This window comes from Paraburkholderia sp. UYCP14C (assembly GCF_004197395.1).
Taxonomy (GTDB): domain Bacteria; phylum Pseudomonadota; class Gammaproteobacteria; order Burkholderiales; family Burkholderiaceae; genus Paraburkholderia.
In genome coordinates this window covers 155,213-176,359 of the sequence record NZ_SELS01000011.1, presented here as the reverse complement: position 1 = coordinate 176,359, position 21,147 = coordinate 155,213, and the positions used below count along the sequence as shown (strand labels likewise).

The following is a 21,147-nucleotide window of genomic DNA, read 5'->3' as shown; positions in this document are numbered from 1 at the left end:
GCTCGCGTTACTCGATGAGGTCGAAGATTCGGTGTTGAAGCAAATAGTAAACATAGGAGAGCGAAATGAAGGAGACGGTGTTAGCACTTTCATTGCTGGCGACGGCCGCCGCGGCGCAGGCCCAAAGCAGCGTCACCTTGTACGGACGCATCGATAACGGCATCCAGTTCGAAAGCGGTATTCCAGGAGGCCACGCGTGGAGCGCGGAAAGCGGCAATTTCGGTTGCTCGTGGTGGGGGCTGCAGGGAAGCGAAGATCTGGGTGGCGGAACCTCGGCCATCTTCCAGCTGGAAAGCCAGCTGAACACGATGAACGGTCAACTGGAAGGCAATCTCTTCGGCCGTCATGCCACGATCGGATTCACCAATCCGAGCTACGGCACGTTCAAGATGGGCAACATCGGCGCAGGAGAGATTTCACAGGATAGTTGGGGCACCGACCCTCAACTGATGCAGCGTTACGGGATCTCGTCGCTGGTGCGCGGGCGCAATTGGGCGAGTGCTGCAAATGCCTTCGAATATCAGACGCCCACCTGGAGTGGGCTGTACTTCAGAGGTCAATACGCTCTTACCAACAACACTCATTGGAATACAGCCGCCACGCCCACGGGGCAGGGTCGTACCAACGGTATCGAAGGCGTCTACACGTTCGGGATGGGCGATTTTCGCGTGATTTACGACGAAGTGCGCGGGGCTGATGGCACTTTCAATGATGTATACAACCACTCGCGTTCGCTGCTCGCGGGCGGAACGCTGGTGTTCGGGCCGGTGCATCTCTATGCAGGTTACCAGCACCTGAACGCACCGAATGCGAGCGACGCGAGCGTCGGTGTGACGCCGGGTTCACAACCTGGCGGCGTCAGCGCACCGACCTCTGTGGATCACGAGTGGTTCGGCGCGGCCTGGCAGGTATCCACCGCGACGGCGGTCACGACAGCCGTCTACCATGCGAATGCCAATCACGGCAACGGCAATGCGACCTTGTACACGCTTGGTGCTACCTACAACCTGTCGAAGCGTACGTTCCTGTACACGGAAGCCGGCTATATCCACAACAGCTCGACGTCCAACCTCGCTTTGTACGACAGCGCTTATGGAAACAACAACTTCAATCCTGTGACCAACACGGCGTCGAATGGCAATCCGAATTACGGCCATAGCCAGGAAGGCATTTTCGCGGGTGTCATGCATCAGTTCTGAGCGCCTGCGAGATCGTAGGAAGTGCAAGGACTCAATGAACCTGAGAAGCGCTGCTTTTACTCTTCAATTGAAGAGGCCGGTGTGACAACTCCTCCAGACCCTCACACCGGCTATTTTTTCTGCGTGAAATGCCGCCAGGGATTTGGGTTCCGGGCGCCATCAATGGATCTTGTTGTATTGCGCAACTGACATTGCTAATGCAATTGACTCGGTTTGCTAGTTCAATCACGAGGCACGGAGAAGGAAATGAGGAATCGGTGCGAATCCCTTCGGGTTATCGTCAGTGATTGGTTTGGAAAAACCGGAAATTTCCGGGTCACCCGACCAGATCGCTCGCGACACATGCCATGGCGAGTTGTCCGGGTTGAAGTCACGCGTTCGTCTGGAACGTTTGCGCTGGTCTTCTTTCGACATGAAGACGGGTCATGGTGCGTCTACCCGCCCGCCAAGGTTTTCCCAACAATGAACTGGCTTCCCAATTAGGCATACCCTCTGGACGCCGATTGACTTTGCTTTTGATTTTGTTGTTGACCTACCTTCGTCAGGCTGTTTCAGGGCAAGCCCCGATGGAACCTCGTGACCAGGGACTCTTATGGGAAATAGGCCATGTTCGCGAATCTGAACGAAGATTTTATTGATTGGTCACGCGCTATAGCTAACGGTCTCCACGGTATTGTCTTCGCGGCAATTGTGATTTTCGGCTCGCTAACGGGACTGTGCCATGCCGCCGATTCGCAACTTGGGCCAACGCCCATGGAAATTGTCGACGCGCCCGAAAGCGAAACGCCCACTGCGGAAGCAATCGCCGTCGTTGTGAACGCTCGCTTCCATATAGGATTGCACGACGCATTGGAGATTGGTCACGCGGTGATGAATGCAGCCAGGCGATACACGATCTCGCCGCTGCTGTTACTTGCGGTTATTGCGGTCGAATCCAGTTTCGATCGATTCGCGGTGAGTGTGATTGGCGCCAAAGGGCTGATGCAAGTACTTCCGTCCCAGCACCAGGATCTTGTCGTTCGCACGTCGGATTTGACCGATCCGCGCACGAACGTGCGCATCGGGTCGGCAATTTTGCGTGACTACATAAGAGCGGCAGATGGGAACATCGAGTACGCACTAGATCGCTATAGCGGTGGCGCGAAGGGCTATGCAAGACGCGTGGCCGATCACTTGAGCATGATGAAGGCTGAATTCGGCCTGTAGTGCGGCTTGAACACGTGAGGTTCTGGACGGCTACGCGAGAGCAGGCGCAATCGCTAATATGCCTGCTTACAGCCGCTCACCGGTCGTTCTACGATGAGCGGCGACGAACGCGCGCTACCGGACTCAACAAATGCGTATTCTTGAGTCATACGCATTGCTGGCATCTTTCGGCGATCCGGTTGCCGTGGCTACATACCCACTGGTATTGCGCCGGCGCGTTGATTTCAAGTTCCATATTTCCTCCGGTTCGGCATTCGCACGATGTAAATTCCCTCCGGCAACGAGATCGCCACCTTCCCGCCCAGATCATCCGCGAGCATCTGTGCTGTCGCCGCACAGAACGTTGCGGTCTGTCGCGCCGTCGGTTTGATGGCGGTCAAGTAGGATTCGCTGGCGGCCAGATATTCCTGTTCTCCGTCCGTACGGGTCATTGCGCCTTCCTTGAGTTCATGCTGCCTTCTCCAGTCTTGCCGCATGGGCGAATTCGCCATGCAGTTCCTCGGCCGCTTTCAATCTGCGGCGTGTCCTTCCTCCAGCATTAAACGATCCACGGCAACCATTCATTCCAGAGGTGTCGTTCTTCGGCGGTTTGCGATTTCGTAGGTTTTCTGGGAAGTTGATTTGGGGCCTATCCATCAATGGCCACCGCGGCCTCTCTGCATGAACCTTCGATCGAAGACATCCTCGTCATCGCGATCGGCGATGGTGCCTTGCCAAAACACCACGAACAACCCGTCTCGCCTACGGCATGATGGTCGCACATCGGGATCAACCGAGAGAACGCAAGGCCCCTGCCGCAGCGGCCGGGAAATTGATGGAGCGAGGCGAAGCAATGCAACCCGACCAGGCAATGGCCGGTCCGCGGACGCTTTACGACAAGATCTGGGACAGTCACCGGGTCATGTCGCGCGACGACGGACAGGATCTGCTGTTCATCGACCGGCATTTCATTCACGACGTCACCGCGCAATCGTTCGACCTGTTGCGTGAACGCGGCCTCAAGCCGCGCTCGCCGGAGCGCATCTTCGGCACCGCGGACCACTACGTTTCCAGCGCGGCGAACGACATGGCGGCCGTGGCCGACCCCGAGCGGCGCGCGATGATCTTGGCCCTCCAGCGCGATACGGCCGAGTCTCACATCACGCTGTTCGACATGGACGATTCGCGGCGCGGCATCGTCCATGTGGTCGGGCCCGAGCAGGGGCTGAGTCTGCCCGGCATGTCCGTTGTCTGCGCGGATAGCCACACGTCGACGCACGGCGCGCTCGGCGCGCTCGCGTTCGGCATCGGCGCGACCGAAGTCGCTCACGTGCTTGCCACGCAATGCCTGTGGCAGCGCAAGTCGAGCAACATGCGCGTCATGCTCGACGGCACGCCGGGCCAGGGCGTCACCGCCAAAGACCTGATCCTGGCCGTGATCGCGCGGATCGGTGTGGCCGGAGCAGCAGGCTACGTGATCGAGTACACGGGCTCCGCGATCGCCGGTCTGTCGATGGAAGGCCGGCTCACGTTGTGCAACATGACCATCGAGGCGGGCGGTCGCGCCGGCATGATCGCTCCCGATGAAACCACCTTCGCCTATCTGGCAGAGCGCCCCTTCGCACCCGCGGGCGAAGCGCGGGAGCGGGCCATCGCGCACTGGCGCACCTTGTTCACCGACCCCGGCGCGAGGTTCGACCGCGAGGTACATATCGATGTGAGCGAGATCGCCCCGATGGTGACCTGGGGCACCACACCCGGCTATGCGTGTTCGATCGACGCTCGCGTGCCCGATCCCGCAGCGGAGGCCGACCCCGATCTGCGCGCCGCGATGGCGCGCTCGCTCGATTACATGGGCTTGGTCCCGCACGAGGCGCTGGAAGGGGTGGCGATCGACCGGGTATTTATCGGCTCGTGCACCAATGGACGCATCGAGGACCTGCGCAGTGCCGCCGATGTCGCGCGCGGCCGCCACATCGCGCCGGGCATCGAGGCATGGGTGGTGCCGGGCTCGCACCAGGTGCGCGCGCAGGCCGAGGCCGAAGGGCTCGACCGCGTGTTCGTGGAGGCCGGCTTTCAGTGGCGCTTTCCCGGCTGTTCGATGTGCCTCGCGACGAACGGCGATATCGCCGCGCCCGGCCAGCGCTGCGCGTCGACGTCGAACCGCAATTTCGTGGGCCGCCAGGGGCCCGGCGTGCGCACGCATCTGATGAGCCCTGCGATGGCGGCCGCAGCCGCGGTGACGGGACATCTGACGGACGTGCGCCGTCTGCTGGGAGCCTGAACATGGAATGCCTGACGTACCTCGACGCAGTGGCCGTGCCCATCACCGCCATCAACTGCGATACCGACCAGATTCTGCCGGCGCGCTTCCTGCAAAAACCCCGCTCCGACGATTTCGGCCAGTTTCTCTTTCGCGCGCTGCGCTTCGAGCCTGATGGCGCGAGGCGGCCGGACTTCGTGCTCAACCAGGCGCCTTACCGCGAGTCGCGCATCGTCGTGGCCAATCGCAACTTCGGTTGTGGCTCGTCGCGCGAGCATGCCGTCTGGGCGCTGTACGACTACGGTATCCGTGCGGCGATCGCCCCGAGCTTCGGCGACATCTTCTTCATCAACTGCCTGAAGAACGGACTGCTGCCCATCGTATTGCCCGAGTCCGTAGTGTTGCCGCTGCTGGACGACCTGTCTGCGAGACCTGGCAGCCGCATCGCGATCGACTTGCCCGCGCAGACGGCGACGCTGCCCGACGGTTCCGTCCACGCGTTCGACGTTGAGCCCTTCGCGAAAGAGTGTCTGCTGCACGGCATGGACGAGATCGACTACACGCTGTCACACCGGGACCGCATCGATGCATTCGAACGCAACCGCAAGCAAGCGTGGTGACAGCGCGCTCTACCTGACGACAACCCAGCGATAACAACCAAGGAGAAGTTCAGATGAAGATTGCAGTCATGCCCGGTGATGGCATCGGTCCGGAAGTCGTGGCGCAGGCTCTCAAGGTGCTGCGGGTCGTGGCGCCTCACGCCGAGACCGAGGAAGCCGCTATCGGCGAGGCGGGCATTCAGGCGCATGGCGTGCCGCTGCCCGAGTCCACGCTGGCGCTCGCGCGCAAGGCCGATGCGATCCTGTTCGGTTCGGTGGGTGTGGCCGACGAAGCCGACATTCCGCGCGAGCGTCGTCCCGGCACCGGGTTGCTGCAGTTGCGCGAAGCGCTGACCCTGTATGCCAATTTCCGCCCGGCGTATATGTTCCCCGAACTGATCGGCGCTTCGACGCTGCGGCCGGAAGTGGTCGATGGGCTGGATCTCGTGATCGTGCGCGAGTTGAACGGCGACGTCTATTTCGGCCAGCCGCGCGGCTTCGAGACCAACCACGCGGGAGAGCGGGTGGGTTTCAACACGATGCGCTATTCGGAATCGGAGGTGGAGCGCGTCGCGCGTGCGGCCTTCGAGGCCGCGCGTCGTCGGCGCGGCAAGTTGTGCTCGGTGGACAAGGCCAACGTGCTGGAGGCGAGCCAGTTGTGGCGCGAAGTGGTCGTGCGTGTCGGGCGCGATTACAAGGACGTCGAGCTGAGCCATCTGTTCGTGGACGCTGCGTCGATGATGCTGATGCGCCGGCCCAGGCAGTTCGACGTGATCGTCACGGGCAACATCTTCGGAGACATTCTCTCGGACGCCGCGGCCATGTTGACGGGTTCCATCGGCATGCTGCCTTCGGCCTCGCTGGGCTACAACCGCAAGGGGCTTTACGAGCCGGTGCACGGTTCGGCGCCGGACATTGCCGGCAAGGATATCGCCAATCCGCTCGCGGCGATCCTGTCGCTGGCGATGATGCTGCGCGAGAGCTTCGAGATGGAAGACGCCGCGAGCCGCGTCGAAAAGTCCGTGCGTGCCGTGCTGGCAGCGGGCTACCGTACCGCCGACATCCATCAGGAAGGCACGCAATGCGTCGGCACGCGCGATATGGGCGATGCCGTGGTCGAGGCGCTTCGCAAGCAGGCAGCTTAGGCGGCAAGCGCATTGCACGGACCGGATGCCACGCGGACTCCGGCTCATCCTCGGCAGTAGATGGTCACACCAGAAAACCCCCGCAAAGGGAGGAGACAACCATGAAGCTGAAATTCGCCATTGCGCTGTGCGCAGCGTTCGAGCTTGTATGCGGTTCCGTCGCTGCCGTGGCCAAGGATGTGCCTGAAAAGCCCGAGCTGCACATCGCGGCGGCTTCCGTCGGCATCACCTATTTGCCGATGCTGGTCGCGCAGCAGCGCGGCTACTTCAAGGACGAAGGGCTGGACGTGCACATCGCCGCTTTCTCAGGCGGCTCGAAGACCCTGGAGGCGCTGCTGGGCGGCAGCTCCGACATGGTCGCGGGCGCCTATTCGAACACCATCACGATGGCCACCAAGGGCCAGCATCTGGTGGTGATCGCCGCGCAGGTCATCTGTCCGGGCTGGATCTTCGGCGTGTCCCAGAAGCGCGAGGGCGAAGTCAAGTCGGCGAAGGATCTGAAGGGCATGCGTATCGGCGTGAGCGCGCCGGGTTCGAGCACGCACATGGCGGTCAACTACATTCTGCACAAGGCGGGGCTGCAGCCGACGGACGTGTCGATCATCGGTGTGGGCCAGGCGGCGGGCGCAGTCGCGGCGGTGCGGGCAGGGCAAATCGATGCGCTGATCGTCAACGATCCGAGCGCCACGATCCTGGTTAAGGACGGCAGCCTGAAGCCGCTCGAGAACATGCGCACGGCCGAGGGCAACGTCAAGGTGTTCGGCTCCGATTACCCCGAGTCCAGCCTGTTCGCGACGCAGGACTTCATCAACAGGAATCCGAAGACGGTGCAGGCAGTCGCCAATGCGATCGTACGCGCCGAGAAGTGGATCGCGAAAGCGACGCCGGAACAGGTCGCCGACAACGTGCCGCCCGAGTACCTGGAGGACAACAAGGCGCTCTACGCCGAGGCCTTCAGGAACAGCCGACGCTGTATCGCGCAGAACGGCGAGATCACGCCGAAGGGCGCGCAGACCGTGCGTGACGTGCTGTCGGCATTCGACCCGACAGTGGGCTCGGCCAGGATCGACCTCGCCACGACCTATGACAACCACTTCGTCGAGAAAGCAGCGGAGATCCAGCCATGAGCACGGCGCCGTGCAGTGTCCCGCTCGAGCCCGGCCACGCGCCGGTGCGCGAAGCGCTGCGCTTCGACAACGTGACGTGTACGTTCGCCGGCAACGGCAAGAACGCGCAGACCTACACGGCCGTTTCCGGCGGCAACCTGACGATCGGCGACGGAGAGTTCGTCTCGATCGTCGGTCCCACGGGCTGCGGCAAGTCCACGCTGTTGAACGTTGCGGCCGGGCTGACGCGGCCTTCGTCGGGCAGCCTGAGCGTATTCGGCGACAAGTTGACCACCGGTCTGAACAAGCAGGCCGCCTATCTATTCCAGGTCGACGCGCTGATGCCCTGGAAGACCGCCGAAGAAAACATCGCCATGGGCCTGATCTTCCGCGGCATACCGCGCGAAGAGGCCCTGGGCGTCGCGCACGAATGGCTGGGGCGGGTGGGGTTGCACGGGCACGGCAAGAAATATCCGCATCAGCTGTCGGGCGGCATGCGCAAGCGTGCCGGGCTCGCGCAGGCGCTGGCGCTGAATCCTCGCATCATCCTGATGGACGAGCCGTTCAGCGCACTGGACATCCAGACCCGGCACCTGATGGAAAACGAGTTGCTGCGGCTGTGGTCGTACGACCGCAAGTCCGTGATGTTCGTGACTCACGACCTGGAAGAGGCGATCTCGTTGTCGGACCGCGTCGTCGTGCTGTCGGCGGGGCCCGGCACGCGGCCCATCGCTGAGTTCGAGATCGACCTCGAGCGTCCGCGCGAAATGTCGGAAATCCGCATGACGCAGCGTTTCCTGCAACTGCACAACCAGATCTGGGACGTGCTTCGAGAGGAGGTTCTGAAAAGCTATGCGCGCAATCGCGTTTGACCCGAACAACCGGTTCACCGTGAATGTCACCCGGCTGGCGCTGTTGTTCGGCGTGCTGTTCCTGTGGTGGCTCGGCACCAATCAGAAATGGCTGTCGCCGTTTTTCTTCGGCGATCCCGTCGGCGTCGCTCGTCGCATCGTCGAATGGATCGTGACGGGCTCGGTGTTTCGCCATCTCTATACGACGCTGGTCGAAACCATGCTGGCGTTCGCGATCGGCACGGTGTTGGGCCTCGCGTGCGGTCTGTGGCTCGCGCTCGATCCGTTTCTGGCGGTCGTGTTCGATCCGTTCATCAAGGCCATGAATTCGATGCCGCGCCTGATCTTTGCGCCGATCTTCGCGCTCTGGTTCGGCCTCGGCATCTGGTCCAAGGTGGCATTGGGCGTGACGCTGGTGTTCTTCGTGGTGTTCTTCAACGTGTTCCAGGGCGTTCGCGAGGTCAGCCCGGCGGTGCTGTCCAATACGCGCATGCTGGGCGCCAACCCGCGTCAGCTGATGCGGCACGTGTACCTGCCCTCGGCGACGAGCTGGGTGTTCTCCAGCCTGCACAACGCGATCGGCATCGCGTTCGTCGGCAGCGTGGTGGGCGAGTACCTGGGCTCGGAGAAGGGCGTGGGCTATCTGATTCTGCTGGCCGAGGGCGTGTTCGACATCAACTCGGTCATCGCGGGCATCCTCGTGCTGACGGTGTTTGCACTGGCGCTCGATACGGCGGTGTCGATGGTCGAGGGTTACCTGTTGCGCTGGCGCCCTGTGGCCGGACAGACCGTGGCCGCGAGCGCATGAGCGCACGAACGCATGCATGTGTGTGGGCGGCGCTCGACGAACCAACTTTGAGGGAGTCATTTTGCAGACCAACGCTATCAACCTGAAGGACCGCGTCGCCGTCGTGACGGGCGGCGCACAAGGCATCGGCCTCGCGGTCGGCCGCCGGCTGCTGGCCTCCGGCGCGCGCCTCGTGATCTGGGACATCAATGCCGCAGGCACGGAACAGGCGCGCGCCGAACTGGGCGATCACGACGTTCACTTCGAGCGTGTCGACATCGCCGACTACGCGAGCGTCGAGGCGGCCGTGGCATCCACGCTGAAAGCAGCGGGACGTATCGATGTCCTGATCAACAACGCGGCCATCGTCGGACCCAATGCCACGCTGGCCGAGTATCCCGTCGACGTGTGGAAGCAGGTGATCGATGTCGACGTCAACGGCACCTTCCATTGCTGCCGCGCCGTGGTGCCTGTAATGGTCGGCCAGAACTATGGCCGTATCGTCAACCTCGCGTCCGTCGCCGGCAAGGAAGGCAACCCGAATGCCGCTGCGTACAGCTCGGCGAAGGCCGCCGTGATCGCGATGACCAAGTCCCTCGGCAAGGAACTGGCGAGCCACGACATCGCGGTCAACTGCGTCACGCCTGCCGTGGCGCGCACACCCGGCGCGATGGAGCAGGCGCCCGAGCACATCGAATACATGCTCGGCAAGATTCCGCGCGGACGTTTCCTCGAACTCGATGAAGCGGCCGCGATGATCGCGTGGCTTGCCAGCGAAGAGAATTCATTTACGACTGCCGCGGTTTTCGATCTGTCCGGCGGACGCGCCACCTATTGACGCAAACGTATATATGAAGCTGTTACGCTACGGTCCGGCGGATCATGAGAAGCCGGGCCTCCTCGCGGGTTGGGGCAGAAACCGCCCATCCATCTGAAGCCGCCGGCCCGCAAAACATGGAGACAAACCATCGTGAGAACGATCAGGCGCCAGCTGTTGCCAGTACTCTGCGCATGCGCGGCTCTCGTGAACCAGTCGGCCGCGAGCGCCGCGCCGGTGCCGGAGAAGCCCAAGCTGAGCCTGGCCGCGGCGGGCGTGGGCTTTCCGTATCTGCCGTTCGTCATCGCGGACAGCCGCGGATACTTCAAGCAGGCCGGGCTGGACGTCGAGATCGGCGTGTTCAGCGGCGGCGCGAAGGCGCTGCAGGCGATGCTGGGCGGCAGCGCCGACATCGTCGCGGGCGCCTATTCGAACACGATCACGATGGCGGCCAAGGGACAGAAGCTGGTGTCGTTCGTGACCCTGGCCTCCTGCCCCGGCTGGGTGTTCGGCGTGACCCGCGCGAGCCACGGCAAGATCAAGTCGTATGCGGATCTGAAGGGCATGCGCATCGGCGTGAGCTCGCCAGGTTCGAGTTTTCACATGGGCGTGAATTACCTGTTGAACAAGGCCGGCGTGAAGCCGGGCGATGTGTCCATCATCGGCGTGGGCTCGTCGGCGGGTGCGATTGCCGCGGCACGCAGCGGGCAGATCGATGCGTTGATGAGCAACGATCCCGTCGCAACCGTGCTGCAGGGCAGTGGCGATCTCTACCCGCTGGCCGTGATGCGCGATCCCGCCGGAACCCGCGCGACGCTGGGCGGCGATTATCCGGAAGCGTCCATCTACACGACCAAAGAGTTCGCCGCGAAATATCCCAATACCGTGCAGGCGGTGACGGACGCCGTCCTCGAAGCCGAGCGCTGGATGGCGCACGCGACGCCCGAGCAGGTCGCTGCAGCCGTGCCGAAGCAATACGCTCTGGCGGATAAGGATGTCTTCGCGCGAGCCTACGGCAACATGCAGAGCTGCATTTCGCGTGACGGCCTGATGACGGACGCCGCCGCGCGGACCGTCCGCGACGTGCTGGCCGCCTTCGATCCAGAGATCGGCCGTGCGTCGATCGACCTGAAGGCCACTTACGACAATCGCTTCGTCGAAAATGCAGACAAGCACTGATTTGCGAGGAGATGCAACGATGGAGAGCGGCATCCGCATCCTGGCCGAAGGGCTGAAATTTCCCGAAGGGCCCGTGGCGATGGCCGATGGCTCGATCGTTCTGGTCGAAATCGAGCGCGAGACCATCAGCCGCGTAGCCGCCGACGGCACCGTGAGCGTCGTGGCCGAGATCGGCGGCGGACCCAACGGGCTGGCGCTCGGACCGGATGGAGCCTTCTACATCTGCAACAACGGAGGCTTCCTGTTCCGTACCGTTGCCGGGCTGAATCGCACGAAGCCGGGTGTGCATCCGCGTTATACAAGCGGCCGCATCGAGCGCTTCGACCCGCAAACAGGCGCACTGACTACGCTGTACGACCGCTGCGGCGAGCATCCGCTATGCGGACCCAACGACATCGTGTTCGACCACGACGGCGGCTTCTACTTCACCGACTTCGGCAAGAACCGGCTGCGCGACCGGGATCACGCGGGTCTCTATTACGGACGCGCCGATGGATCGGCGATCGTCGAAGTCGCTTACCCGCTCACGACGGCCAATGGGGTCGGCCTGTCGCCGGACGACCGTGTCGTCTATGTGGCGGAGACCGAGACCGCCCGGCTGTGGGCGTTCGACCTGGAAGAGCCCGGCCGCGCGCGCAAGCATCCGTATCCGTCGCCGCACGGCGGCCGGCTGGTGTGCGGGCTGCCGGGTTATCAGCGCTTCGACAGCCTCGCCGTGGACGCGGAGGGAAACATCTGCGTGGCCACGCTCGTCACCGGTTGCATCACGGTGGTTGCGCCGTCGGGCGAGGTACTGCGACAGGTGATGGTGCCCGACGGCATGGTGACCAACCTCTGCTTCGGCGGCGCCGACATGAAAACGGCTTACCTCACGCTGTCGGGCACGGGACGGCTCGGCACGATGGCTTGGCCGCAAGCCGGGCTGAGGCTGGCGTATTCGTGAAGGCCGGGGGCACGATCAGGTGCCTGCCGCATCGTGGCGCGCGAGCAGGTGCTTGAGCAGGAGCTGCACGGGCGGCGGGAGCGACTCGGCTTCGCGCACGCAGATTTTCCAGTGCCGTTCGGCCCACGGTTCGTCGAGTTCGACGGCGACCAGTGGCGCCGAACTGACATAGCGCTGCGCATGATGATCAGGCACGAGGCCGATGCCCAGCCGCGCTTCTACCATGCTGCGCACCGGCTCGAAGCCGTTGACGCGGATCGACAGCTTGAGCGGATGGTCGAGATCGGCCGCCGCGCGCAGTACCAGCGAATTCAGATAGCTGCCCGGTTGCGGCCCCACCAGCGGGTACTCGGCCACTTCGCGGAACTTCACTTTATCGGCGCGGCTGAGCGGGTGATCGGGCGGCATGATGACCACCAGCCGGTCGCTGCGGTACGGATAGACCTGTAGGCCCGTGGTCACGGTCGTGCCGCCGAACACGCCGATGTCGGCCGTGTTTTCGGCGACGGCGCGGACCACGGCCGGGCTCAGGCTGTCCTGCAGATCGATGCGCAACCCCGGATGCAGTGCCAGGAAGTCGCGGATGTCGTTAGCGATGTACTGGACGATGGTCGAGAGGCTGGCATGCAGCCGGATCTGTCCGCGCAGGCCCTCGGAATGGTCGAGCAACTCGCTTTCCATCTGGGCAATGTCACGCAGCAGTACACGGGCATGCTGCAGGAGAGCCGCGGCTGCGGGCGTGAGTTCGAGCCCCTTGTTGCTGCGCACAAAGAGGGCGTTCTTGAGCGTGTCCTCGAGATGGGACATGCGCTTGCTGAGCGCGGAAGGCGCGATATTTTCGGCTTCTGCCGCGCGGGCAATACTGCCATGCTCGCAGACAGCGACGAACAGTTTCAGCGACTGCAAATCGAAACGCATTGCATCTCCGGGGACGTGGTCTTCTCGCCGCGCCATGCTTGCTTTGGTGGAAAGAGAGTATGCACGGGGTCAATTACAAGTGCAAAAATCGAAGGCGCACGGGCGTTCCTCTCTATCAATGCCAGTTGCCGCCGCGCGCACGGCGGCGTCTGCACGTTCGCTTGATAAGACTTTCATGATCAGTCAATTGTGCTGGTTTCCGGCGGCCCAGATCTTATTGCGAACGATCATTCTCGGGCAAGGCGACGCCGTTTCCGTAAGGACTTGCAGTCGACTCTCCGTGCATTGTTAAGCGCGTCTTCACTCCGTTGAAACACCCCTACCCGGTGGTAACATTTGTTGTCATCTCTCACCCCGGCACCAAGCCACCTCACCATGCCAGACAGCTTCGATCAGCTCGTCGCCCTGATCCGGGCGCGCTTCCCTGAACTGAGCCCGCAGTTCCAGATGGGAGCAGGCTTCCTGCTAGATCATCCCGACGAGGTCGCGGTGTCGTCGATGCGCAAGGTGGCCGAGCGCGCGCAGGTGCAACCCGCGTCGCTGGTGCGGCTGTCTCAGCAACTGGGTTTTCCCGGCTGGAACGAATTGCGCGATCTGTTCGTCGCGCGTGTGCGCACGCGGCCCGAGCCGTTGACGAGCCGGGCGCGCTCGATGGTCAAATCGAAAGATGCACTCGCGAACGACCTGCTCGTCGCGCAGCAGCACAATCTCGAAACGACCGCCGCGCATAACGGCCGCGTGATCGTTGAGGCGGCGCGGGTGCTGCGGCGTGCGCCGCACGTTCACGTGGCGGGCTTTCGCTCGTGTTACCCGGTGGCATTCGGTCTCGTCTATGGCTATCGGCTGTTTCGTCCGTCGGTATCGCTGCTAAACGGCGAGGCGGGCACGCTCGAAATGCAGCTGCGCACGATCGAGCGCGACAGCGCGACCATCGTCATCAGCTTCGCGCCGTATTCGGTCGAGGCCGCGCGCGTCGCCGAGGCCGCGCTCGAAAAAGGCAGCAAGCTGATCGCCATCACCGACAGCGCCGTCTCGCCGATCGCCCTGAATGCCGACAAGGTGCTGATCTTCTCGCACGAAAGCCCATCGTTCTTTCCGTCGCTGGTGGCCGCTACCGCGATCGCCGAGGCACTGGTCGCGCATCTGCTCGCGCTGGAAGGCACGGACGCGCTCGAGCAGCTTGCGCTCGCCGAACAATCGTTGCATGCGAAGGGTGCGTACGTCCCTTGAGCGATTGCGTGAAGTGAAGCACGCCGCGCTCCAGCTGGTGCCGTCCAACACCATTTGACAACAAACGTTGCATTAGCGTATAAATACGTACCGATTGTTGAATGTGGGTGCGACCCGTGGCGTCGATGCAGGGATTCAGTGTCTTTCAGGTCAGCGGTGAGCCGTACGAGATCGGCTACCGGCTCGGCGAAATCGCGCGGCCGGTGTTCGCCGATTACATGGCGCAAAGCGCCGCCTGGCAGGCGGTGCGGCGCTGGCGCGGCGCGCCGTTCGTGCAGACGCTGCGCGACGCGGCGCGCGCGCATTGTCCGGCGCTGCTCGCCGAACTCGATGGCATGGCGGCCGGCCTCGGCTGGGCCGCCGAAGACGTATTCCTGTGGAACTGCCGCGGCGAGCTGATTCACAACGCGCCGGACGGCTGCACGACGCTTGCCGCCATCCCGGGCAACGCCGGCAACCCGCGCTACATCGCGCACAACGAAGACGGCGACCCGTTTCTGCGCGAACGCTGCGCGATGGTCGAGGTCCAGCCGAACGGCCGCCCAGGCTTCGTCAGCTTCTACTATCCCGGCTCGCTGCCGGGTCATACGTTCGCGGCCAATCGCGCCGGACTCACGCAAGCCATCAATAACCTGCGCATCCGCGCGCCGGCAGCCGGCGTGCCGCGCATGCTCGTCGCGCGTGCGGTGCTCGACGCCGGCTCGCTCGATCAGGCGTTGCAGATCCTGAGCGGCATGCCGTCGGCGAGCGGTTTCCATCACACGCTCGGCTGTGCGGGCGACGCGCGGCTGTTCAGCGTCGAAGCAAGCGCGCGGCGCTGCTCGGTGCAGCCGGTGCGGACTCTGTCGGGCCACGCGAATCACATGATTCATCCGGGCTGCGAAGCGCAAGTGCAGATCGTCACCGAGTCGTCGCGCGACCGGCAGTCGCGCCTGAACGCATTGTTGCCCGCGCTCGCCGCGGCCGGCTCGCCGCAACCGGCGGACTTGCTCGACGTACTGCACGATCGCGCGCCGGAAGGCTTGCCGATCTATCGCGACGATCCTCACGATCCCGACGACGAGAACACCCTCGCCACCGCGCTGTTCGAAATCGGCAGTGCGGGCGTGTCGATGAAGGCATATCGGCAGCGGCAATGCGTGTTCGACACTTTCATCGCCTGCGCTGCACCCGAGGCGGCCCGCGTTTCAGCACCCGACACCATCAACAGGAACTGAACACCATGTCCACCGTTTTCCATCGTTCTCCGAAGCAGTCCTTGCCGGTGGCCGTCGCGGGCGACGGCATCGAAATCATCGACTCCACGGGCAAGCGCTATATCGACGCGTCGGGCGGCGCCGCCGTGTCGTGCCTCGGCCACAGCAACCAGCGCGTGATCAACGCGATCAAGCGGCAAGCGCAACAGCTGCCGTACGCGCACACGTCGTTCTTCACGACGGAGCCGGCCGAGGAACTGGCCAACCGGCTGGTCGCGAGCGCGCCGGCCGGACTCGAGCACGTGTACTTCGTGTCGGGCGGCTCGGAGGCGATCGAGGCGGCGCTGAAGCTCGCGCGCCAGTATTTCGTCGAGAAGGGCGAGACGCAGCGGCGTCATTTCATCGCGCGTCGGCAGAGCTATCACGGCAACACGCTCGGCGCGCTCGCGATCGGCGGCAATGCGTGGCGCCGCGAACCGTTCCTGCCGATCCTGATCGAAGCGCATCACGTGAGCCCGTGCTACGCGTATCGCGAGCAACGCGCGGACGAAACCGAAGAAGCGTTCGCGCAGCGTCTCGCCGATGAACTCGAGCAGAAGATCCTCGAACTCGGTGCGGACACGGTCGCGGCGTTCGTCGCGGAAACGGTGGTCGGCGCGACGGCCGGCGCGGTGCCGCCGGTGCGCGAGTACTTCCGCAAGATCCGCGCGGTGTGCGACCGCTACGGCGTGCTGCTGATTCTCGACGAGATCATGTCGGGTATGGGCCGCACCGGCTATCTGTTCGCGTGCGACGAAGACGGCGTGGCGCCCGATCTGCTGACCATCGCCAAGGGCCTTGGCGCCGGCTATCAACCGATCGGCGCCACGCTGGTCAGCGACCGCATCTATCAGACGATCGTCGGCGGCTCGGGCTTTTTCCAGCATGGCCATACCTATATCGGTCATGCAACTGCATGCGCGGCCGCGCTCGAAGTGCAGCGCGTGATTGCGGAAGATGGGCTCCTCGCGAACGTGCAGGCGCGCGGCGAGCAGTTGCGCGGCCGGCTGCGCGAGCACTATGCGCAGCATGCGCATATCGGCGATGTGCGCGGGCGCGGCTTGTTCGTCGGCGTCGAACTCGTGAAGGATCGCGTTACCAAGGAGCCGTTCGACGCCAGACTGAAACTGCACGCGACGATCAAACGCGAAGCGTTCGCGCGCGGCCTGATGGTGTATCCGATGGGCGGCACCGTCGACGGCAAGAGCGGCGACCACGTGCTGCTCGCGCCGCCGTTTATCTGCACGGAACGTGATATCGACGAGATCGTCAGCCGCCTGAGCGATGCGATCGGCGCGTCGCTCGCAGCCGTCTGATATCCGAACCACCGCCCTTAACGAGAACGATGATGACCGAGCGCTTGCCTCACTTCGACACGTCCACCGCCACGCCGGAACAGAAGGCGGTGCTCGATGAAATCCTGTCCGGCCCGCGCGGCAATCTGAACGGACCGTTCCTCGGCTGGATTCACAGCCCGGAACTCGCTCAGCACGCGCAACGCCTCGGCGCGTTTTGCCGCTACCAGACCGGGCTGCCGCTGCGGCTATCGGAACTCGCGATTCTGGTGACCGCTTCGCGCTGGCAGGCGCAGGCGGAGTGGTACATCCACCATCCGATCGCGCTGCAGGCGGGCGTGAGCGAAGCGGACGCCGAGACGATCCGGCAGGGGCGCCGCCCCGAGTTCGCCGATGCCGACGACGCGCTGATCTACGACTTCGCGAGCGAACTGTACGAGACGAAGCGCGTGACGGACACGACGTATGAGCAGGCGGTCGGGCGTTTCGGGCATCAGGTCGTGATCAACCTGGTCGGCCTGCTCGGCTACTACGCGCTGGTCGCAATGACGCTGAACGTATTCGACATGCGCGCATTGGGACAGCAAAGCCTGCCGTTTTCCGAATAGCCTGTTTGCAAGCAAGCGGCGGCGCGTATTAGCGCCGCATGCGCCAACGAAAAGCCCCGGTTGCGAACCTTCGCAACCGGGGCTTTTCTACTGCGTGCTGCATCAACTGCCAGCGCGGTCAGTGACTACTTTTAGTTACCGCGATACGTCGAAAAGAGACGTTGCTGCACCGTCGTCGGGGCGCCTGCGTCCGACGAGCTAGCCTTCGCGCCGCCGACATCCTGCGAACCGTCCGTCGAAGCCGTGACGATCGTCGAGCTTTGCGGCACGGCCATCGGATAGTTGGTGTCGTTCTGGTTCAGGAGGCCCGCTTTTTGCGCGGCTACGAGTTCGGCGCGCACCTGAGCGCGCGTGACCGGAGCGTTTGCCTGCTGGGCGAACGACACTGCCGGAACGATCAGAGCGGATGCGACGACGACGGCGGAAATAAGCGATTTCATGGTGACCTCCAATTGATTGTGTAGTTGATCGGTGTGAATCACGTTTCCCGATCCTTGTACGCAGTCTATTTCTTACGAGGTCGGCAAAAAAGCGCCTTTTCGGTGAAATATTATTGTCGAATTTGAGATAGTGAAAGGGTGGTTTTCCGCGCCGGCGCACGGAAGCGCCTATGATGAAATCCGGTCCACGCCCGCGCCTGCGAGCCGCGCGGCACCTGCGACCGATGCCCGAGCGCGGACACTTCCGGGCGGACCGCCGCGGCGGGCATCATCTTCGGTCGGGCAGCGTGCGCGGCAAGGCACAAACAGGAGAGAGCAATGAAGCGCAAGGCATCGGCAGTCTGGCAAGGCGGCCTGCAGAACGGCAAGGGCTCGATTTCCACTGACAGCGGCGTCCTGAAGGACACCCAGTACTCGTTCGCGACGCGCTTCGCGGACGGCATCGGCACGAATCCGGAAGAGCTGATCGCGGCTGCGCATGCGGGGTGTTTCTCGATGGCGTTGTCGGCGGAGCTGGGCAAGGCCAACATCACGCCGGAGCGGATCGGCACCACGGCCACCGTCACGCTCGACAAGGACGGCGGCGGCTTCTCGATCACCGCGGTGCATCTCGACGTAACCGTGAAGATTCCGGGCGGAGACAAGGCGGCGTTCGACAAGGCCACCGCGGATGCGAAGGCCGGTTGCCCGGTGTCGAAGGTGCTGAATGCGACGATCACGATGGATGCGAAGCTCGAGACCTGAGCCTCTGCTGTCGCTGTCGTCTCGCAACGAAGCCGGCGAAGGGCCACGCCCGCCGCCGGCTTTTTACTGGCGGTCGTTGAATGAACGGATGACCCCGACGCTAATAGGCCTACGAAAAGCCATCCTTGATTTCTTGAACAGTCAGTCATAATATCCACGAACCGACGCCAACCAGGCCGCAAGGTCATCGCAATTGAGTCATTCAAAGCAAGCATCGAAAAAAGCCGGCGAAACGTGCCCGCGCGGCCGTCCGCGCGAGTTCGACACGGACACCGTGCTGGCCAACGCGAGCCAGGTGTTCTGGGATCACGGCTACCACGCGACGTCGATCGACGATCTGTGCAAGGCCACCGGTCTGCTGCGCGGCAGCCTGTACGGCGTGTTCGGCGACAAGCACGGCATCATGCTCGCCGCGCTCGACCATTACTCGGAAGGCGCGGTCGCGCGGCTTGCGCAGCGACTGAGCGCGACGGCCGAGCCGGAGCAGGCGCTGCGCGACGCACTGCTGCACTACGCGCGGGTGTCGTGCGGGTTGAGCGGACGGCGCAGCTGTTTCATTACGAATACGACGCTCGAAATGCAGCCCGATGACGAAGTGCTGCGCGCGCGCGTCGCCGCGATTCAGCGCCGCATGGCGACTTTGCTGGCGGCGGCGGTGATTCGCGGACAGGCGAGCGGCGCATTCGATTCGACGCTCGACGAAAAAGCCGTCGGCGATTTCCTGTTGTGCGTGATGCAGGGCTTGCGGGTCATGGGACGGGTCGCGCATCGGCAGGATGCGTTGATCGGTATCGTCGATGTGGCGATGCGCGCGCTGGTGTAGCGCGGCGCAAAATTTTTTAACTAATTTTTGAACGGTCGGTCATGAAAAGCGAAGCGATCAAGTCCGCTCCGGCGGCATTCGGTGGATCCGCCAGCTGCGCGGCGTGCGCAGCCGGGGCCGTGACCGGCCCCGGCCCGGCGGTGGCAGGCATGGCTATCGCCGCCAAAGCGGCCGCGCCAGGCTTCCAGCGCCAGGCGCTCGCGCTCGCGGTGCTGTTCGTCGGCGCCTTTCTCGCGCCGCTCGATTACTTCATCGTCAATCTGGCGCTTCCGTCGATTCACACGGGCCTCCACGCGAGCGACGCGCAACTGCAACTCGTCGTGTCCGCCTATGCATCCGCGTACGCGGTGCTGTTGATCACGGGCGGCCGCCTCGGCGATCTGTTCGGCCGCCGTCGCATGTTCATGACGGGCATGGCGGCTTTCGTGGTCGCGTCGGCGCTGTGCGGCTTCGCGACGAGCGGCCACATGCTTGTGATCTCGCGCATCGTGCAAGGCATCGCGGCCGCGGTGATGGCGCCGCAAGTGCTCGCGACGATCCGCGCGGTCGTACCGCTGCATCAGCAGACACGCGTGATGAGTCTGTATGGATTCGTGTTCGGCTTGTCGTCGATCGTCGGGCAACTCGGCGGCGGCGCGCTAATTACGTATCACCCGTTCGGGCTCGACTGGCGCGTGATCTTTCTGATCAACATCCCGATCGGCATCGCGGCGTTCATCGGCACATGGAAGTTCGTGCCGGAGAACCAGCCGGCCACGCATACCGGCGTCGATCTGAAGGGCGTCGCGCTGCTGTCGGCGGTGCTGCTGCTCGTCATCTATCCGATGACGCATGGCCGCGAAGCCGGCTGGCCCGCATGGACCTTCGCGATGTTCGCGCTCGCGGTGCCGGTGTTCGCGCTGTTCGTCGCGACCGAGCGACGCGTCGAGCGCGGCGGCGGCCATCCGCTCGTCGATCTGCAACTGTTCCGCAATCGCGCGTTCGCGCTCGGTCTCGTGCTCGCGTTCCTGTTCTACTGCAATAGCGCGTTCTTCCTGACCTACGGCATCTTCCTGCAGACGGGGCTGCACTGGACGCCGCTCGCGTCCGGCATCGCGATCATGCCGTTCGCGCTCGGCTTCGTGATCGGGCCGTTGACGTCGCCGGCCGTGGTCAAGCGCATCGGCGCGCACGTGCTGACGCTCGGCTTCTCGATGATGACGCTCGGCTTCACCGTAACCGGCTGGTCCGCGACCCAATCCGCGACGCCCGATCTGCTGTTCTACTGCGGGCTGGTCTGCGCGGGCGTCGGACATGGTCTGCTGCTGCCGTCGATCATGCGCATCGTGCTGCAGGAGGTGGTGCCCGAGAAGGCTGGGCTTGCATCGGGGGTGGTGTCGTCGACGTTGCAGATTGGCTCCGCGTTCGGCACCGCGGCGATCAGCGGCGCGTTCTTCGGGGCGCTCGGCGGCAGCGCAGCCCCCGCGTCTTATGCGCACGCGTTCCAACTGAGCCTCGCGATCAATGCCGCGCTGATGTTCGTGTGTATTGGCCTGAGCGTGCTGCTGGTGCGTCATCAACAAGGCGTGCGGCGCTCAGCCGCGCAAGCGGTTTGAAAATAATTCGCCGGTAATCGTTTTCATTTGTTGGCTGGCTGAAAAAAATCGTTCAATTTGAACGAAGCGGTATAACGAATTGCATGATATTTACCGGCGATCTACCGATTCACAGGTAATCCTGATTTAGATCAAACCGGTTCCCGCTGATTAACGGCTATGCGGCATTGCGTCACGTTTTCTAA

The 21,147-nt window shown here is 63.4% G+C and carries 22 protein-coding genes; 18 read left to right on the top strand and 4 right to left on the bottom strand.

The genetic code is table 11. From position 1 onward, the window contains the following. Positions 1-65: 65 nt before the first annotated feature. Positions 66-1,199, top strand: coding sequence for a porin (locus tag EVC45_RS13215; RefSeq protein WP_129958416.1), 1,134 nt, complete (start codon positions 66-68; stop codon positions 1,197-1,199). 225 nt (positions 1,200-1,424) lie between these two features. Here the strand turns inward: EVC45_RS13215 and EVC45_RS13210 are convergent, their stop codons facing one another. After that, positions 1,425-1,613 carry a hypothetical protein gene (locus EVC45_RS13210; RefSeq protein WP_129958415.1) on the bottom strand — a complete coding sequence of 63 codons (189 nt, stop codon included), beginning with the start codon at positions 1,611-1,613 and terminating at the stop codon, positions 1,425-1,427. Positions 1,614-1,805: 192 nt separating this feature from the next. On the opposite strand from EVC45_RS13210, the gene EVC45_RS13205 reads away from it, so the two are divergent. Continuing rightward, positions 1,806-2,405 carry a lytic transglycosylase domain-containing protein gene (locus EVC45_RS13205; RefSeq protein ID WP_129958414.1) on the top strand — a complete coding sequence of 200 codons (600 nt, stop codon included), beginning with the start codon at positions 1,806-1,808 and terminating at the stop codon, positions 2,403-2,405. A gap of 224 nt (positions 2,406-2,629) precedes the next feature. On the opposite strand, the gene EVC45_RS13200 is transcribed toward EVC45_RS13205, so the two are convergent. Next, entirely contained in the window at positions 2,630-2,896 is a 267-nt protein-coding gene (locus EVC45_RS13200; RefSeq protein WP_248295110.1) for a hypothetical protein, read from the bottom strand. 341 nt (positions 2,897-3,237) lie between these two features. Here EVC45_RS13200 and leuC point away from each other — a divergent pair, with 341 nt between their 5' ends. From leuC to EVC45_RS13155, 9 genes are all read left to right on the top strand, one after another. Further along, positions 3,238-4,668 (top strand): 3-isopropylmalate dehydratase large subunit, encoded by a 1,431-nt coding sequence (leuC, locus tag EVC45_RS13195; RefSeq protein ID WP_129958413.1) that lies wholly within the window; start codon positions 3,238-3,240, stop codon positions 4,666-4,668. A 2-nt stretch (positions 4,669-4,670) separates the two neighbouring features. Next, complete coding sequence (gene leuD / locus EVC45_RS13190; protein ID WP_129958412.1) at positions 4,671-5,267, top strand: 3-isopropylmalate dehydratase small subunit; 597 nt, start codon at positions 4,671-4,673, stop codon at positions 5,265-5,267. A 53-nt stretch (positions 5,268-5,320) separates the two neighbouring features. Continuing rightward, a complete protein-coding gene (gene leuB, locus EVC45_RS13185; protein WP_129958411.1) occupies positions 5,321-6,391 on the top strand; it encodes a 3-isopropylmalate dehydrogenase in 1,071 nt (356 codons plus the stop codon). 101 nt (positions 6,392-6,492) lie between these two features. Continuing rightward, positions 6,493-7,518: an ABC transporter substrate-binding protein gene (locus EVC45_RS13180; protein ID WP_129958410.1), complete on the top strand. Its 1,026-nt coding sequence runs from the start codon at positions 6,493-6,495 to the stop codon at positions 7,516-7,518. Then, positions 7,515-8,369 carry an ABC transporter ATP-binding protein gene (locus EVC45_RS13175; protein WP_129958409.1) on the top strand — a complete coding sequence of 285 codons (855 nt, stop codon included), beginning with the start codon at positions 7,515-7,517 and terminating at the stop codon, positions 8,367-8,369. Before EVC45_RS13180 ends, EVC45_RS13175 begins: the two co-directional genes overlap by 4 nt. Beyond that, positions 8,350-9,156: an ABC transporter permease gene (locus EVC45_RS13170; protein WP_129958408.1), complete on the top strand. Its 807-nt coding sequence runs from the start codon at positions 8,350-8,352 to the stop codon at positions 9,154-9,156. The genes EVC45_RS13175 and EVC45_RS13170 overlap by 20 nt, the downstream gene beginning before the upstream one ends. Before the next feature lie 61 nt (positions 9,157-9,217). Then, entirely contained in the window at positions 9,218-9,973 is a 756-nt protein-coding gene (locus EVC45_RS13165) for an SDR family NAD(P)-dependent oxidoreductase (RefSeq protein WP_129958407.1), read from the top strand. Between the two features lie 132 nt (positions 9,974-10,105). Further along, positions 10,106-11,131: an ABC transporter substrate-binding protein gene (locus EVC45_RS13160; protein ID WP_129958406.1), complete on the top strand. Its 1,026-nt coding sequence runs from the start codon at positions 10,106-10,108 to the stop codon at positions 11,129-11,131. 19 nt (positions 11,132-11,150) lie between these two features. Further along, positions 11,151-12,074, top strand: coding sequence for an SMP-30/gluconolactonase/LRE family protein (locus EVC45_RS13155; protein ID WP_129958405.1), 924 nt, complete (start codon positions 11,151-11,153; stop codon positions 12,072-12,074). A gap of 15 nt (positions 12,075-12,089) precedes the next feature. Here EVC45_RS13155 and EVC45_RS13150 read toward each other — a convergent pair whose 3' ends face one another. Next, on the bottom strand, positions 12,090-12,992 hold the full coding sequence (locus EVC45_RS13150; RefSeq protein ID WP_129958404.1) for a LysR family transcriptional regulator: 903 nt from the start codon (positions 12,990-12,992) through the stop codon (positions 12,090-12,092). Positions 12,993-13,367: 375 nt separating this feature from the next. Between EVC45_RS13150 and EVC45_RS13145 the strand changes: the two genes are divergently transcribed. The 4 genes from EVC45_RS13145 (at position 13,368) to EVC45_RS13130 (ending at position 17,360) form a co-directional block, all read left to right on the top strand. After that, positions 13,368-14,222 carry a MurR/RpiR family transcriptional regulator gene (locus EVC45_RS13145; protein ID WP_129958403.1) on the top strand — a complete coding sequence of 285 codons (855 nt, stop codon included), beginning with the start codon at positions 13,368-13,370 and terminating at the stop codon, positions 14,220-14,222. A 101-nt stretch (positions 14,223-14,323) separates the two neighbouring features. Next, complete coding sequence (locus EVC45_RS13140; RefSeq protein ID WP_248295109.1) at positions 14,324-15,439, top strand: C45 family peptidase; 1,116 nt, start codon at positions 14,324-14,326, stop codon at positions 15,437-15,439. 5 nt (positions 15,440-15,444) lie between these two features. Beyond that, positions 15,445-16,773: an aspartate aminotransferase family protein gene (locus tag EVC45_RS13135; protein ID WP_129958402.1), complete on the top strand. Its 1,329-nt coding sequence runs from the start codon at positions 15,445-15,447 to the stop codon at positions 16,771-16,773. A 32-nt stretch (positions 16,774-16,805) separates the two neighbouring features. After that, positions 16,806-17,360: a carboxymuconolactone decarboxylase family protein gene (locus EVC45_RS13130; protein WP_129958449.1), complete on the top strand. Its 555-nt coding sequence runs from the start codon at positions 16,806-16,808 to the stop codon at positions 17,358-17,360. Between the two features lie 131 nt (positions 17,361-17,491). Here the strand turns inward: EVC45_RS13130 and EVC45_RS13125 are convergent, their stop codons facing one another. Beyond that, positions 17,492-17,800: a DUF4148 domain-containing protein gene (locus EVC45_RS13125; RefSeq protein WP_129958401.1), complete on the bottom strand. Its 309-nt coding sequence runs from the start codon at positions 17,798-17,800 to the stop codon at positions 17,492-17,494. 318 nt (positions 17,801-18,118) lie between these two features. Between EVC45_RS13125 and EVC45_RS13120 the strand changes: the two genes are divergently transcribed. From EVC45_RS13120 to EVC45_RS13110, 3 genes are all read left to right on the top strand, one after another. Then, complete coding sequence (locus EVC45_RS13120; RefSeq protein WP_062137154.1) at positions 18,119-18,544, top strand: OsmC family protein; 426 nt, start codon at positions 18,119-18,121, stop codon at positions 18,542-18,544. Positions 18,545-18,737: 193 nt separating this feature from the next. Next, a complete protein-coding gene (locus tag EVC45_RS13115) occupies positions 18,738-19,367 on the top strand; it encodes a TetR/AcrR family transcriptional regulator (protein WP_129958400.1) in 630 nt (209 codons plus the stop codon). A gap of 41 nt (positions 19,368-19,408) precedes the next feature. Next, positions 19,409-20,962 carry an MFS transporter gene (locus tag EVC45_RS13110; RefSeq protein ID WP_129958399.1) on the top strand — a complete coding sequence of 518 codons (1,554 nt, stop codon included), beginning with the start codon at positions 19,409-19,411 and terminating at the stop codon, positions 20,960-20,962. Positions 20,963-21,147: the final 185 nt, after the last annotated feature.